Below are 16740 nucleotides of genomic sequence, written 5' to 3'. Positions count from 1 at the left end.
TAATTTGACCAAGTACTTCAATCAACCGCATGAAACGCCATAACATTGCTTTTTACAATTTGGAGAATCTTTTTGACCTCCATGACGATCCTTATACGCTCGATGACGACTTCACACCCAAGTCAGAAAAGCGCTGGAACCGTAAACGCTATGAGAAAAAGCTCAAAAAACTAGGCTCTGTCATTGCAAAAATTGGCGCGGATGAATTGGGTGAACCCCCAGCCATTGTTGGGATTGCAGAGGTAGAGAACAAAACGGTGATCCGCGATCTTGTAGGCAGCAAACACCTGCGTAAATTAGGATATAGATATGTGCATTTTGACGCCCCAGATGAGCGCGGAATTGATACGGCCTTACTCTACAGAGATACGCATTTTGAAGTCTTAGAGAGCAAAACCATAGCCGTGCTGATTCACAATCCAGACGGAGAACGCGACTACACCCGTGACATCCTCTACGTAAAAGGACTTCTTGACGGAGCTCCCGTTCATTTAATGGTCAACCATTGGCCTTCGCGCCGCGCAGGAGCTGAACTCACCGAATACAAACGGATAAAAGCAGCTCAGACTTGTCTGGAAATGGTGCATGAGGTTCGCGCTTCAGAACCAGAGGCCGATCTGGTGATCATGGGTGATTTTAACGACAACCCTGATTCTGCAAGTATTAAAGAGCATTTGGTGCCGGAATCTTTCTACAATCCAATGGAAAAACTCCACACGAGAAAACGTGGGAGTTCCAAATATCGGGACAGTTGGTATCTATTTGATCAGATCTTAGTGAGTGAATCCTTGCGCAGTAAAGACAAGTTCGGATTGCGCTTTGAGCAGGCAGAAATTTTCGACCCGATATACCTCAGGGAATACAGCGGGCGATTCAAAGGAAATCCTTTCAGAACCTATGTTGGGAAAAAACATTTGGGCGGATTCAGCGACCACTTTCCCGTCTACGCCAGCTTTACAATTCATAAATTTTAGGATTTCAACCCCGCGTTTGTCGATGAATTATGCCGCTTATCTATTATTGTAGTTACTCGGTTGAACTATCATAATTTTGGTTAAATTAGTGTTTCATTTGGTTAGGCGCCGCAGCCAGTAAAGCCGCTTGAGGCTTTAAAAACCAAGCGTGAAACATCAAAATTTTGCATTGATATAACTAAACAAGAATGAAAAAACTCTACACGCTACTTCTCGTATTTTGTGTTCTTGGTTTACAGGATGCTGACGCTCAGCAAGACCCCCAGTACACCCAGTACATGTATAATATGAATGTGATAAACCCTGCCTATGCCGGGTCTAAAGAATCCCTTTCGATGACGGCACTCTACCGCAGACAATGGTCTGGTTTCGATGGGGCTCCGGAAACCATCACATTTTCTGGTCATGCTCCCATAGGCGAGAAGACTGGTTTAGGACTTTCTGCCATCAAGGATGAATTAGGACCCGTTAAAGAAACCAACGTATTTGTTGATTTCTCATACACCTTACAGGTGAGTGACAATGCAAGGTTGGCCTTAGGTCTTAAAGCAGGTGCTACTTTTCACGATGTGGCCTTGTCTACACTGTTGTTGACCGATCCTGGAGATCCATTCTTTTCTCAAGACATTAATAATACCTACCCGAACATTGGTGCGGGTGCTTTCTTTTACACCGATAAATTCTACGTATCTGTATCTGTACCGAACTTGTTAAACTCGGTTCACTTGGATGAAAACGGTTTGAAGTACGGTTCTGAAACCAATCACTTCTTTGCCGCTACAGGATATGTATTTGATCTTTCTCAAAACGTGAAGCTTAAGCCACATGTTTTGGTTAAAGGGGCCTTTGATGCTCCCTTCTCTTTTGATGCGAACCTCAACGCACTGTTCTACGAAAAATTCGAGCTGGGTGCTTCTTACCGTTTAGACGACTCTTTCAGTGGTCTTATCGGTTTCCAAGCTACTCCTAACTTCAGAATTGGTTACGCCTATGACAGCGTAGTTTCTGACCTGGATGTGGTTACCAGCGCATCGCACGAAATCATTCTAACCTTTGATATCTTCCTCAACAAGCGCGTGCTCAAGTCGCCTAGATATTTCTAATCCTATTCTTCGAAGAACATGAAAAAAATATACCTCTTTATATTCGCACTTACGGTAAGCACGGCCAGCCTGACTGCTCAGAACAGAGACACCAAGGCGGCAGACAAGCACTACGACCGCTTGGAGTATACCGAAGCTATTGAAGACTATGAGCGTCTAATCGCTCGCGGAAAAGCCGACTCTTATGTTTACGAGCGCTTGGCCAATAGTTACTACAATATTAATGACACCGAAAAAGCTGCCTCTTACTACAAGCGCATCATGACAGATGGCAATGTAGATGCAGAATCTGTATACAACTACGCACAGAGTTTGAAGGCCAACGGAGATTTCTCTGGATCTAACGATGTCATGAAGAAATTTGCTGGAATGAAGCCTAGAGACAAGCGTGCTCAGGAATTCATGAAAAACCCGGATTACATTCCAGGGCTATTGAACAACACCCCGCAGTTCACTGTTGAGAACGCAGGAGACATCAACTCAGAGTTCTCTGAATTTGGCGGAACTATGAGTGGCAACACCATGTATTTCTCTTCTGCGCGTAACACAAAACGCAGAGATTACGGATGGAACGACCAACCGTTCCTAGATATCTACGCGGCAAACTGGACCGATGGGACTATTGGTTCTGCGGAATTGATTCCTGGAGATGTAAACACTAAGTTTCACGAAGGAACTGTTGCATTCTCTGCAGACGGAAAACGCATTTATTTTGACCGAAACAACTACTTCAAAGGGAAGTATGAAAAAGACGAAGAAGGTGTGAACCAACTGAATCTTTACACGGCAGAATTGGTAAACGGAAAATGGGTTGATGTAAAGCCGCTACCGTTTAACAGCAGCGAGTACTCTACGGCTCACCCTTGCTTGAGTAAAGACGGAAAGACGCTTTATTTTGTGTCTGATATGCCGGGCGGAAAAGGAATGGCTGACATTTATATGGTAAGTGTAAATGCTGATGGAACCTACGGATCACCTCAGAATGTTGAGGCTGTTAATACTGAGGGGAAAGAAGTATTCCCACATATTGCAGATTCTGGCACTCTATTCTTTTCTAGTGATGGACACCCTGGCCTTGGAGGCTTGGATGTATTCAAAGCTGAAGGTGGAAAGATCACCAACCTAGGAGTTCCTGTGAACAGTGGTGGAGATGACTTCGCTTTTATGTATGACGAAGCTAGCATGAGCGGATTCGTTTCTTCTGATCGTGAAGGCGGTCAAGGAAGTGACGATATCTACCAAGTGGCGGGTATTCCTCCATGTGATGTGAATATGATGATCACCGTTGTAGATGGAGATACTGGAGCACCACTTGCTGATGCGAAAGTAGACATCTACGATAGCAGCCGTAACCGTTTAGGGTCTAAAATGACTGATGGCAACGGAAAGGTTGAGTTTATGGGAGAATGTGATACTAACTATACCCTAACGGCAGAAAAGGCCGAGTACGAAAGCGGAACAGCTATGGCAAGTTCTTCAGAGAACGGACCTTACGAAGTACGCATTGCACTTAACCCAATTGAAGAGATCATTCAAGACGATCGAGTAGTATTAGAGCCGATCTTCTTTGACTTTGATAAATCGAACATCAAGCCACAGGCTGCTTTTGAATTGGACAAACTGGTTCAGATCATGAAGAAGTATCCTGATATGGTGATCCGCGTGGAAAGTCACACAGACAACCGTGGTGGAAACCGATACAATATGCAGCTTTCTGAGCGCAGAGCACAATCTACTGTACAGTATGTGATCTCTCAAGGGATTGACGCAAGCCGCATCAGTGGAATCGGAAAAGGTAAAAGTGATCCATTAGTAGACTGCTCTGGCGGATGTACAGATGAGCAGCACCAACAAAACCGCCGCTCTGACTTTATCATCGTAAAGAAATAAACTAGGAATTGCTCGAAAAAGACAATAACTAACCAACCAATGAACCCTCCCTTGCGACAAGCTTTGGAGGGTTTTTTAATGCGATTAAGCTTGTTGAAGTTCAAACAGGGTAATCTCCGGTCGCACATTAAAACGAACCTGCCACAAATGACCAATCGCCCGATTGATATAGAGCGTTCTTCCGTCATTCAAATCAATCTCCCCTTGATCATAACGCTTGTTCTTCACGGGCAATAGAGGAGCCTTTAAAAAGGGCGCTTTGCATTGTCCTCCATGAGTGTGGCCTGCTAAGATCCATCCTTGATAGTTGTTCCAAACGTCCAGATCACAGACGTCAGGATTGTGGCAAAGCACCAAATTGGCTTTTAAAGGATCATAATATTGCATCACCTCTGCAGGTTTAAAATTCACTGCCCATAAATCGTCAAACCCTATGATGTTCAAACCCGATAATTCTTTTTGAGCGTTCCTCAAAATTTGGACTCCTGAACCCTCTAGTTGGTCCGTTATCTGCTTAGCTACGGACGGTTGCCTCCAATTGTGGCCATAGTCATGATTCCCTAGAATACCAACAGTTCCTAGCGAACCTCTTACCACGTGCTTCAGTACGGTGGCTAATTGATCAAATTGTTGCTCGTCCTCATAACTGACGTAATCTCCGGTGTAGACCACAAAATCAGGGTTAAGGTCCTGGGCTTTTTTAAAGGAGTCTATTATGTAATTGTAGTCAAATCGATTCCCCACATGAACATCACTGATCTGCATGAGGGTCTTTCCCACCAAATGATCAGGCAGATTGGCAATGGGCATTTTCTTTTTTACAAACTCCAACCAAAAGGGTTCTATTTGCCAAGTGTAAAGTCCTGTGAGTAGTCCAAGCCCTAAGGTCCCAAGGGCAGATCGTTTGATGAATTTTCGTCTTTGCATTGTAATACTACTTCAAAGGCACTAAAGTTTTATGAAACGGCCTATGTGCTTTTGGCCCATCGACGTAGTTAGTTCTAGGAAATATATGCCTTTCCGCAATTGAGAAATATCTATTTGCTCTGAAAAACTATCACCTCTTACTAATTGTCCCAAGATTGAATAAATTCGGTATTGTTTGAATTCTTGTTTTGAATTAATGGTCAGAAGTTCACTTGATGGATTTGGATAGATGGCCAATGAATTTTCGAACTCTGGTGTGCTCAGAATAGTCTCATTGATCCAATATTTTACTAGATCTGTAGTACTGCTATAGGTAAGGATATCGCTATCTCCATCGTTATCTAAATCTCCAACTACAAGACGCCCAATGCCATCTTCAGAATCACTGATAACTACTTCAGAACCAAATTCTGAACTCCCATCAATGTTTTTAAACCAAGAAAGTTTACTCTCACTAAATAAAGAAATGAGAATATCCGGTAAGCCATCCGCATCTACATCACCAAGCTCAACCTCACTCAAGCCTGTCATTCCGTCTTGAATGGTCATTAAAGGACTTAAAGTAAACAAGCCGTCTGTATTTTCAGCCCATTGCAACGCACCTGCTGTTTTATTGGCAATGACTAAATCTTTATCCCCGTCTTCATCTACGTCGAGAATTTCAAAATCTCCAAAATTTCCTAGATCTGTGAACAAAACAGTTGTTGGCCAGATTTCATCCCAAACTTCGGGTTGTTGAATACTAGCCAGTCGCCCAGCACCAATTGTTAAAATGTCCGTATCTCCATCGAGGTCAAAATCTAAAAAGTCATATTTGAACCCATTAAAGGAATTGTCTGCAAGCGTTACAAAACTTGAAAAACTACCATCCCCTTGATTCAAGCGAACGCGAAGATCCGTATTCCATATAGAGCCTCTTCCGAAATCCTTAAGTCCATCTCCATTGAAATCAAACAAGACAAAATTACCCTCTTCCCAATTTCCTAAATTGCTCCCCGCCTCATAGATACCTGAGTCCCCTTCTTGCATGTAAAGTCGGAATAATCCAAAGGTGCCATCGTCTGCATAACTTACTAAAACATCCAAGTCTCCATCGGCATCTAAATCGTTTAATTCTATATCGAACGGAGCAGTACAACACGGTGGATAGCTAAATAAGAGTGATGGATCAGCATAGGTTCCTCCTTCACCTATGCCATAGGTGAAATACACTTGACCAGGAATAGCGCCAATGAAAATATCATTAGTTCCGTCTTGGTTTGCATCTGCAATACGAACTATTCTTGGATCCTCAATCTGATCTGTTAAGAGATTTTCTGAAAATTGCCCCAGTCCATGAAATACTACAAAAAGACAGAAGAAAAAGGAACTTGTTTTTTTCATATCTAGCAATTTTAATTCAGTAAATATTTATGAGAGTACCTGAATCACCTTAAAATTATAAAAAAACCCCCACACAAAAGTGCAGGGGTTTTTTATAATATATTGGTTTTATAAATTCTAGCGCTCAGAGCGCAGATCTTTCATAAAACTAGATTCCAGTCACTTCTACGTTATCCACGTGGTAACGAGTTGAAGCTCCAGATTCAGATCCGGTGTACAAGAATGCAAAGTGTACGGTTCCTTCTAAACAAGATACATTTACAGGACCTACGCCTTCAAAGCTTCCGAATCCACCAGAAGGACCAACTGGGATTGAAGCATCCAAGAGGTTCCAGTCTGCTGTAGTTGGGTCTCCAGTAAAGTTATTTGAGAATAGTACGCTCAATACGGTACCGTTGTCAAAGTTAGCTTGAACGTCAAACATCAATTCCTCTGCAGTAGTTCCATCCATATCAATTCCAGGAGTTACTAACCAAGACTCAATAGTGTCTTCTCCAGAAGAGAATGCAGTGATCTGCGCATAGTTGTTTCCGCTAAAAGTACCCAATACCCACTCGGTGCTTCCACCAACAGTGTTTACATTAGTCCATCCAGCAGCTTCTAGATCAGCAAGACTACCGATTCCTTCAAAGTCCTCGCTAAAAAAAGTAGAACCACCTCCTGAAGGACCCGTACATGCTGTGAAGTCAGGGTCACAACGCTCAGAAACATCGCCAAAGGCAACATCAGCTGGCTCGTTAATCACCAAAGTATAGAAATCGTCAAAGAAGTCACGAGAAAGGATCCCGTCAATTGATCCACGTCCGTTTGGCAACAATAGTGCTTTAAAGTCTGCGAAAGTAGAAGTCTGTACAGTGATTGTACCTCCTTCACAACCTTCTAGGGTACGGTCTCCGTCAAACTCATCTGTTGGCTCCGCAGCAAAGGTCAATGGGTTATCACCCAATACGTCGTTTCTGTTGAACTGAACATCGCTAATGCGGATGTAAACGTTCTCTAAAGCAGAGTCATCACCAGAAGCGCTGATCTCAGCCAAAGTCGTCTCACGAGGAACGATAGTGGCAACCTCTTCTGTTCTGAAGATTCTCCACCGGTTCTCATCAGATCCCTCACCTACCAATACTGATGGAGGCAATTTGTCGATGAAGTCTCCTCCACCTAGTCCAAGTCCAAGAACTCCATTAGTAACTGCTAGAGTCAATCCGTCTAGTTTTACAAGGATCTTACGTCCTTTTTCAAAACGAGTAAATAGTGGATTCACATCTACCAATACTTTCACACCCGTAGTTGGGTTTTCAGCTTTGTCTTGAATAACAATTTCCTCAAACCAGTTTCCACCTTCGTCGCTAGATACTACGTATCCTTCTACAACCAAGTTGTCATCGGCATCAAAAGTTACTTCGCTATCGCCATCGGCAAGCGCTTGTTCAAAGATACCGCGAAGGGCATCCAAAGTAATTACAGTTCCGTCCACCTCAACAATGTCTACGTTGGTGTTCGGTAGGTCAAATTCATCGTCCTGAACACAGGAGAATCCTACGGCTACAAAAAGTAGCACGGCCATTAGTTTATATAGATTCATGATTTTCATGATTAATTTTTTAAAAGCTATTAAAATCGTAAATATAAGTTGAGATAGTATGTCGTGCCGCTACCAAAGAAGTAACGGTTTCCGAATACAGGACCACCTGCATTGTTCTGATCGTCTAATACATCGCGGTAATTGGCCAAACGAGATTGCTCAAATCCACCAGTGATGTATTCTTGGTCCAAGACGTTGTTGATCGTTGCAAAGAACCCAACAAAATAGTCTCCGATTTTCCAAGATTTACCTCCTACTACGTTTACTAAGAAGTAATCGTCCAGCTGCTCTTGTTGCAACAATCCGCGTGCTACTTCCGGATCGTAATCGTTGAAGGTCAATCCGTCAACATCCTGAGTAAAGGCGTCTGTTCTACGAAGCGTACTGGCATCTACATAAGCATTGCTAAAGTAGTTGGTTGTCAATCCTACCCACCAGAAATCTGGATCGCGGTACTCAAAACCGATCTGGTAAGCACGTTCAGGACCACCCGCTACGTGGTAGTTCTTAAGCTTGGCGGTTCCATCTCCAATAGTGAATGGTTCCAAAGATGGCAAACCTGTAGAAGAATCAATGAAGTCATCACTGTAGTAAGACACATTCGGATTGTTAGTAAAGATGTATTGACCTACAGAAGCGGCAGCCTTAACCTTTACCGTTGGAGTAAGCTGAGCTTCAACTCCAAGTTCAACACCCAAGTGACGTTGATCAATTCCGGTAGTTACCTCCTGCGTAAAGGCAGAAGAAGTAGCACCAAATTGATTCTCTGTAAAGAAGAACCCAATGTCAGATCCGTCTTGTACTTGTGTATAGAAACCAGTGATACGTCCTTTTACGATCGGTGAGCGATAGATATAGCTCAAGTCCGCAGTTTGGATCTTCACCTCTTCAATTCCATCTGCAATGATGTTGTTTTGACGTGCGTTCGCAAAAGTATTTCTGATGCTTGGCGCGTTGGTGAAATAAGCTCCATTAAAGTCGATCAAGTGACGTCCGGTTACCTTATAGGTCAATCCTCCTTTAATACCGTAAGTACTAAAGTTAACTTTTTCACTGTCTCCTAAAGAACTCGCTCCTGGGTAGTTTCCGTTTTCAAAAAGTCCGGTACGTTGATAGCTGGTAGAACCGATATTGGCTCCAACAAAGAAGTCTACCTTATTGTACTTGAACTGTGCCTGAGCAAACCCAGTGATCACATCGGCATTGATCTCGTAGTTGTACTTATAACGATCTCCAAGACCTGCTAAACGGTTTGGATTTCTCAAGTCTGACTGCGCTCTTAGCCCGATGTCTGTGTTAGAATCATCTCCAGCAAAGAAATCTACATCTAAGTATCCGTTAGCTCCTAAAAGGTCCTTTACCTCTGCAAAGTTCTCACTCTTTAGGTTGCGGTAGTTCAAAGACCCGTTAAGCGTGATGTTCTCTGTAAGCTGCGTACTTAAGATAGTATTAGCAGTGAACTGCGTATCGTCTGTGCGATCTTCCTGCAATACGTAGATGGCGTTTCCACCGTTAGCTACAGAGATCTCATTGGCGCGATAAAGCGCTGTCCAGTCTAATTGACCGCCGTTCACAAAACTCTGGCGAGCCAAAAAGGCGTTTTGAAAATCCTGTGCTGTTGGGCTGGCGTCTTGTAAAAAGAAACTCGGTAGGTTTTGGTAGTAATCTGCGTTCGGGTTACGCGCTCCACCTAAGTAAGCCTCTTGCCCATTGAACTCTACCAAACGCGTACCTCCGTTGTCAATACGGCTGTTCCCGATCTTTCCAAACTGATAGGCTACGTTAGTGTTCAAGGTAGTATTCTCCCCGATGTTCCAATAGTGGTTCAACATGATCACCGGCTCTTCAATATCACGAACACGGCTGTTGCGACGCTCTCCGTTTTGATCTCCCCAGTTTGGGTTGTAACGGATTCCTTTAAGGTCGCGGATCTCTTGAGTCACTGGAGCCGAACGGCCTCTGCGGTTTGGCGTATAAAGCGCTGAGAAGTTCAAACTGTGGTTGTCGTTGATCTTTTTTTCTACGGATGCAAAGAAGGAATTGGCATCGTAAAAAGTACCGTGGATATATCCTTCATCTCCAAAACGACGCGACAATAAGATGCTGTAAGCCCAACCGTTCTGGTTCACCCCACTGTTGTAGGATCCCATAATACGTCCGGCATAAGATCTGTTGGCCATGGCGTAAGACACACGTCCGCCTTGTCTGTACTGACTGGCGCGCATTACAATGTTGTTCACCCCAGCCAAGTCACCAAATTGGTATTCGTTGGCTTTGATGCCCATAGTAAATTCACGGTTACGCTGAGCGTCATTAAGACCTCCCCAGTTAGACCACTGCGGGCGTCCGTTGAATTGTTTGTTCATTTCAATACCGTTGATCAATACCTTCCCGTTGGCGTTATCATAGCCGCGAGGTCTAAAGAAAGTGGCACTAAAATCAAAGGCTGCTGCGTTCAAAAACACGTCGTTTGATGCTTGGAGTAGCCCAGAGATGTTGTAAGCAGAGCTGCTTTCATCATCTAATTGGTTGTCAGAAAGACTGATGATCCCAATTTGCGCTTCCACCTCAGTGAGGTCAATTTCCATCAAAATACGATCGATGTTCACGGTTTGCCCACTTTGAATCGTTATGGGCAGTTGCTGGGTAAGATACCCCTTTTTTGATACCACTAAGACTTGTTCCCCAAGCGGAAGTTCTGGATCGGCGATCTCAAAACGACCATCAGCGTCTGTCAGATTTCCCAGTACAGTTCCTTTGATGAGAACCCGAACCTCTTCTATAGGCTCACTGGAATCGGTATCAACAACAACACCTGTTACTTGAGTCTGTCCTGAGGCAAATCCGCAGATCAAAACAAGACACAGGCTGGCAAAGAATTTCTTCATGCTGTTTAGTAGTTGAATTGAATTATTAAATAGTTAATTAATAGCGCACAAAACTAAGTCTTTTGATGAGAATAACTACTTTTGGCTCGGCTTTTGTTTAGCCCTTTACATAAATATAATATTGCAGCTTACGATGAATATCAGACCTCTTGTTTTTGGACTTATTTGCTTGATTACCACAGCGATGCTGGCTCAGGGACAGAAATCATATAAGGTTAATACCATTGCGTTTTACAACGTAGAAAACCTCTTTGATACAGAAGACGACCCCATCACTTATGATGACGACCGTACGCCAGATGGACGCGACCACTGGACCGAAGAAATATACGCCGCTAAATTGGCCAATATGGCTAAGGTTATTGCTGATGTAGGCCGAGACGTGACCGGAACTGCTCCAGCACTAATTGGGGTGGCAGAAACAGAAAATCGCAAGGTATTGGAAGACTTGGTGAACCAGCCCGAGTTGTTGCCTTATGATTACGGGATCATTCAGTTTGATTCTCCAGACCGTCGTGGGATCGATGTAGCGCTCTTGTACCAAAAAGCGCTTTTCACTCCGACCAACTACGAAGCCAAGCCTTTGATCATTTATGATAATGAAGATCGTGACAAGCGCGTTTATACGCGTGATCAGTTGGTGGTCTCTGGGATGCTTGATGGCGATTTGATCCACGTTATTGTGAACCACTGGCCATCTCGTTCTGGAGGAGAGGCGCGTAGCCGCTACAAGCGTGTGCAAGCTGCAGAACTCAATAAAAGTATTATTGACTCCCTGCACAGTGCGGATCCTTACGCGAAGATCATCACTATGGGTGACCTCAATGACGATCCAACCAACAAAAGCGTCAAGAAAACACTGGGCGCCAAAGCCAATAAAGACAAGGTTGGTCCAAAGGAATTGTACAACCCAATGGCAGCCATGTTCAAAAAAGGCCTTGGAACTTTAGCGTATCGCGACGGTTGGAATCTTTTTGATCAGATCATTTTGTCTGATGCGCTTTTGGAAGAGGACTACAGCAGCTATCGCTACTACAAGGCGGAGATCTACAACAAAGCTTATCTCTCTAACCCAAGAGGACGCTACAAAGGCTATCCGTACCGCTCTTTTGCCAACGGAGGTTTTACCGGTGGATATTCCGATCACTTTCCTGTTTTGGTTTATTTGATTAAGGAGATGAACTAGAGCAACTTAGCTCCTTTTCATAAAAGAATTCGTACTTTACTGGTATGAATATTCCATCAGAAGCTAAAGAGATCTTTCTTCTCATTGGGGCCATTTGCCTTATTTGGGGCTTTGTCACCTTCTTTACCAGAAACGGAAGATATCACCGCAATCGCAGAAATAAACGTGCGAGAAGGCAGGTTTAGGTATTATTAAACAAACTTTATAAATATAGTCGGCGACTTCGAGCGAGGCTTTGATTTTCTCGGTGAGTACCGAAAACCATTTTCATGTCACTTTTCCCATTGCCGCAAAAGTGACCAAAAGGACTAGCCCCTTCAAAGTCTGTTTTTACGCTTCGATTTCTTAACTCACTGTAATCTAAGCGTAAAACCGTTCGCAAAATCTGAAGTAGCAACTAAGTTGCTACTATCTTACCGATCTTTGCTCACCTACAGACGTTACGCAGAAGGGGCAAAAAAAGCATTAATACAAATCATAATACCGCCAGCACCGCTTGATAGTAATTGTAAGGCGTTAAGAAAACGGGAAGCCATGGACCGTTTTTAGCCGAGCAATTCGGTTTTTGAGCTTGCATAAATTCCAAGTTATGCAAGCGAGAAAAATCATGTTCGGGAGAGGCTAGAGTTTTTGCGGTACTTCAATCACAATGTCCACTGAACATTGTTCATTCAGTAATTTGGGCAATGCAAAAAATTGGTGAGCGATATTTTGTACAACAAAATTAAAAGCCCAGTGGGCTTTTAAGCGAAGCACCCGCGTAAGCGGAAAGAAATCTTTTAATACTAACGCGCAATTCACGCGCAAGGGATTGCAACAAACTACCACGTAGTGTGGAAAGCCCGGTGCTGCGCAGCAGCATGCGCCAAAAGATTAATCAAACCATTGTCCCCAAGGAATACGGCTCAATAGCAGTATAAACGCGAGGGTGTAAAAGATCATCAAAGTCTTGAACTTGGGTCTGGAGACCAATTTCTTTTTGTGTTTTGAATATCCGATTGTGATTAAGGCGACAACGATCAACATTACCGTTGGATGCTCCACTGCATTTAAGCGCAATACAGAGTCTTTCATCACGGTTCCCATGCCATTAGCGCTAATGGATTTAAATCCTAGCGGAGAAACAAAATAAAGCACCAATCCGATCAAGAGTTGAATGTGAGTAACGATCAAAGCGAAAAGGGAAATTCTAAAGTCCTTGGCGCCGTAATCACGTTTGCTAAAAAACCCGAGTAAGGCGTTGAAGGTGGCTAAAAAGACCACAAGAACGACCAAATAGGCCCAATATGAATGTAAAAACTGAACGGTGGTGTACATGGTTTATTGAAGTTGTTTACACAAAGGTAAGACATAAAAAATAACCCTGCAGTGAACTTAGTTCTACTGCAGGGTTAAATATTTGTTTAAGCTGTTTTGCTTAACCTATCCGGCTTAGTTGAATAGGTAACGCAATCCAAGCTGCATTTGCCATCTTGAAGATTGCAATCCGAAGTCATCAATTACACGAACTCCTTCGTCAAACTGAGTAGGATCGAAAGTAAAGGCTGGATCTGGTCCTGCAGTTACTGTAGTTAACAATCCAACGTTTCCTGGGACGAAGTTACGCTGACCCCAGTCTTTGTTCAACAAGTTGGTGAAGTTGAAGATATCCAAAGACGCCTGGAAGGTGTGCTTTGTCTGTCCGATCTTCAAGCTAAAGTCTTGCAACAGTTTGAAGTCAATAACGTGGCTCCATGGTCCGCGGTCTCCGTTACGCTCAGCGTACTGACCTCTGCGTGAACGCAAGTAGTCATCACCTTCAATGAACGCATCAAGAGCGGCCCACTGCTCAGCACTTGTAAGACCTCCGTCTGCAGATTGATCAACTAGGTTGATCTCACCTTGGTTAGCAGGAACGTAGATAAGTGCGTTGTCACGAGAGTCGTCATTCAACAGGTCACGTCCTTCACGGTAGGTGTAGCTGAATGGGTTTCCTTGAACACCTTCGTAGAAGAATCCAATAGTGGTCTTTACGTTGTCATTCCAAGAGATCTCATAAGAAGCGTTAGAAGTAATACGGTGTCCTAGAGAGAAATCAGAACGTGTGTCAATGAAGTCTCTGTTCTTTCCGTTTACAGTCTGACGGTTTCTCCACTGAGAAGAGTTCTGAGAAGAAGTTCCATCAAATACTTTGAAGGAATCTCCATAAGACCAAGATACTTGTCCTTGGAATCCATTCTCAAATGGCTTGCGGATAGTTGCAGTTACGTTATAAGCATGACCTAGCGTAGTGTTAGAAGCTAGGATGATACGCTGATACGTATCGTCAATCTCATCACGACGGTCATATGTTGGACGGTTGTCCGCACCATTTAAAGAACCCGTTGGGCCTTTAAGGTTAAGGTTACGGTACTCGATGTCACTAATTACGTCAGTATATAAGAAGTCTGCTGTAGCGATAAGCCCCCAGAAAGGAAGTTTTTGATCTACCGCAATGTTGTACTTCATTACCTGTGGTAACTTGAAGTTTTCGGCAATTAGGTCAATGTTTCCTCCAACACCTCCAGAACCTGGAGCTGGATCTTCAAACTGGTTGTTCACGTCTGGCTCAAAGTCTTGACCGAACTCAAACATAAATCCACCGGTGATACCGTTGTTGTTGTAAGTTCCTCCAGGCCATACCAATGGAAGTCTTGAAGTAAATACTCCTAAACCACCACGAACCTGAGTCTTGCTCTCTCCGTTCACATCCCAGTTGAATCCAAGACGTGGAGCAAACAATGGGTTTGCACGAATGGTCTGCCCTACACGAGCTCCTTGAAGATCTTTTCCAGCCGCTTCCAATAATGGAATAGTACGGTTGTTAAAGTCATCATTAGCCAATCCATCTTCCCAGTAAGGAATGTCAACACGTAGACCGAAAGTCAATTTCAAGTCATCTGTTGCTTGGAAATCATCTTGAGCGTAGAATCCTAGCTGAGAAGCAGAGAATTCTGCAGCACCAGCAGACTCATCACCTACAGCACCGTTACCCAACAGGGAATATCCGTGCTGGTAAACGTCTGCTTGTTGACCCGTCAAGAAGCGCTCCAATCCACTAGAGATAAGCACTCCGTTGTCATCAAACTCGTCTTCAAAAGTATAGTCACCAAAGTTAAAGGCGAAGAACAAGTTCTTCACTTTAGCGTATTCAAAGTTCGCACCCAAGGTAATGGTGTGACGCCCTGAATAGATCTCGAAGTTGTTGTTGATGGTAAATACATCCGTGTTCAACAAGTTCGCAGTAGAGAATGGCTCAGATCCAAAAGAGATAGTTCCGTTTCCATCCTGAATGTCTACAGTTGGGAATGGATTACCAGAAGGATCACGGTCATCACGCACTGTAGTATAACCAATTACCAAGTTGTTAGCTACGTTGGTTCCAGAATAACGCCACTCAAAAGCAGTAGAGTTAGTCGTAGTAATGAACTCCTCAGAACCGTTGATGAATCCGATACGGAATGGGTTTGAGTTACGCGCTTCCAAGTTGTCTGCCTTTACGTAAGAGTGACGTAGGGTAAACTTGTTAGCGTTGTTCAAGTTGTAGTCTAACTTAGCAGTTACCTTATCAGAAGTCAAGGTACGCGTGTTAGCGTCAAAGATTCCTGGGTCATACCCGTAAGTAGAACGCAAGAAGTTCACCAAACCGTTCAAGTCTTCCAAAGAAGAACGTCCTTCATACTGGCTGAAGTTAAATGGCTGAGGAGTTTCCTCGTCCTGACGCTCATAGTTGATGAAGTAGAACAATTTGTCCTTGATGATTGGACCTCCAACACGAACTCCGTAAAGCTGAGCAGAGAAATCGTCAAGGCTTTCGCGAGCTTCACCTTCATCTACTAGACCTGTTGGAGTTTTTCCAGCTAGGCTTTGGTTACGTAGATAGAAGTAAGCAGATCCCTGAACTTCATTGGTACCAGAACGCGTAATGGCGTTGATGGAACCTCCGGAGAAACCAGATTGACGTACATCAAACGGCGCAATGTTGATCTGGAAAGATTCAACCGCATCCACAGAGAATGGGTTAACACCAGTCTGTCCACCGTTAGTACCTGATCCTGCAAGACCAAAAACGTCATTGTTTACAGCACCATCAATATAGATAGCGTTGTAACGGTTGTTCTGACCTGCAAGAGAGATAGAGAATCCGTCGTTACCTTCCGTAAGCTGTGCTTGCGGAGTAATACGTGCAAAGTCAGCGATAGAACGAGTAACCGCAGGTAGTGTTGCAATATCCCTAGAGGTTACTGTGGTTTGCGTTCCTGTTTTCTTGGAATCGAAAACATTGTTTCGCTGTGCAACGATCACAACCTCGTCAAGTGCAGAAGCAGATTCAGCAAGGTTTACACTGATTTTTTGCGAGTTACCTAGTTGCAAGAACACTCCGTTTCTGGTGAAGTCTTCAAATCCTACGTAAGAGATAGTCACAGTGTAAGGACCACCTGCTCTCATGTTAGAGATACGATAAAAACCGTCATAATCGGTTATCGCACCATAAGTTGTCCCTGTGGGAGTGTGGACAGCAACCACATTCGCCCCAAACAGAGGTTCGGCATTGGTGTCAAGGACACGACCGTTCATGCCCCCTGTAGTTACCCCTTGCGCAAATGCACTTGCGCCGAGCAACAAACAAGCCACGGTTAAATAGAAAGTAATTTTTCTCATAAAACAGTTAATTTTGATTGGTACAAAAGTATTACTAAGTGCGCACTTTTAACATTACCTTAAGGTTAAATAAGCACTTTTTGATACTTTCTTAAGATACGGCATAATACCGTTGAAAATCTGACAG

Annotated in this window: 10 protein-coding genes; 4 read left to right on the top strand and 6 right to left on the bottom strand. The window is 43.7% G+C overall.

The genetic code is table 11. The annotated features are described in order from the left end of the window. Positions 1-29: 29 nt before the first annotated feature. The 3 genes from POW22_RS03475 (at position 30) to POW22_RS03465 (ending at position 3967) form a co-directional block, all read left to right on the top strand. Positions 30-974 (top strand): endonuclease/exonuclease/phosphatase family protein, encoded by a 945-nt coding sequence (locus tag POW22_RS03475; RefSeq protein WP_272831220.1) that lies wholly within the window; start codon positions 30-32, stop codon positions 972-974. Between the two features lie 188 nt (positions 975-1162). Beyond that, complete coding sequence (locus tag POW22_RS03470; RefSeq protein ID WP_272831218.1) at positions 1163-2077, top strand: PorP/SprF family type IX secretion system membrane protein; 915 nt, start codon at positions 1163-1165, stop codon at positions 2075-2077. Between the two features lie 18 nt (positions 2078-2095). Beyond that, a complete protein-coding gene (locus POW22_RS03465) occupies positions 2096-3967 on the top strand; it encodes an OmpA family protein (RefSeq protein WP_272831216.1) in 1872 nt (623 codons plus the stop codon). A gap of 84 nt (positions 3968-4051) precedes the next feature. Here POW22_RS03465 and POW22_RS03460 read toward each other — a convergent pair whose 3' ends face one another. The 4 genes from POW22_RS03460 to POW22_RS03445 all read right to left on the bottom strand — a co-directional run bounded on the left by POW22_RS03460 (position 4052) and on the right by POW22_RS03445 (position 10747). Next, positions 4052-4894, bottom strand: coding sequence for a metallophosphoesterase (locus POW22_RS03460; RefSeq protein WP_272831214.1), 843 nt, complete (start codon positions 4892-4894; stop codon positions 4052-4054). Positions 4895-4915: 21 nt separating this feature from the next. Continuing rightward, the gene (locus POW22_RS03455; RefSeq protein ID WP_272831212.1) at positions 4916-6277 is read right to left on the bottom strand and encodes a T9SS type A sorting domain-containing protein; all 1362 of its coding nucleotides are present in this window, start codon (positions 6275-6277) and stop codon (positions 4916-4918) included. A 148-nt stretch (positions 6278-6425) separates the two neighbouring features. Next, entirely contained in the window at positions 6426-7859 is a 1434-nt protein-coding gene (locus tag POW22_RS03450; protein WP_272831210.1) for a DUF5689 domain-containing protein, read from the bottom strand. 29 nt (positions 7860-7888) lie between these two features. Next, positions 7889-10747 (bottom strand): carboxypeptidase-like regulatory domain-containing protein, encoded by a 2859-nt coding sequence (locus tag POW22_RS03445; protein ID WP_272831209.1) that lies wholly within the window; start codon positions 10745-10747, stop codon positions 7889-7891. Positions 10748-10886: 139 nt separating this feature from the next. On the opposite strand from POW22_RS03445, the gene POW22_RS03440 reads away from it, so the two are divergent. Beyond that, positions 10887-11933 carry an endonuclease/exonuclease/phosphatase family protein gene (locus tag POW22_RS03440; protein ID WP_473087788.1) on the top strand — a complete coding sequence of 349 codons (1047 nt, stop codon included), beginning with the start codon at positions 10887-10889 and terminating at the stop codon, positions 11931-11933. Between the two features lie 873 nt (positions 11934-12806). Here POW22_RS03440 and POW22_RS03435 read toward each other — a convergent pair. Together POW22_RS03435 and POW22_RS03430 are read right to left on the bottom strand one after the other, a co-directional pair. After that, positions 12807-13250, bottom strand: a complete 444-nt coding sequence (locus tag POW22_RS03435) for a hypothetical protein (RefSeq protein ID WP_272831207.1) — start codon at positions 13248-13250, stop codon at positions 12807-12809. Positions 13251-13364: 114 nt separating this feature from the next. Beyond that, on the bottom strand, positions 13365-16613 hold the full coding sequence (locus POW22_RS03430; RefSeq protein WP_272831206.1) for a TonB-dependent receptor: 3249 nt from the start codon (positions 16611-16613) through the stop codon (positions 13365-13367). Positions 16614-16740: the final 127 nt, after the last annotated feature.

Source organism: Gilvibacter sediminis (genome assembly GCF_028561565.1).
Lineage (GTDB): Bacteria > Bacteroidota > Bacteroidia > Flavobacteriales > Flavobacteriaceae > Gilvibacter > Gilvibacter sediminis.
This window is presented reverse-complemented; position numbering and strand designations above follow the sequence as displayed.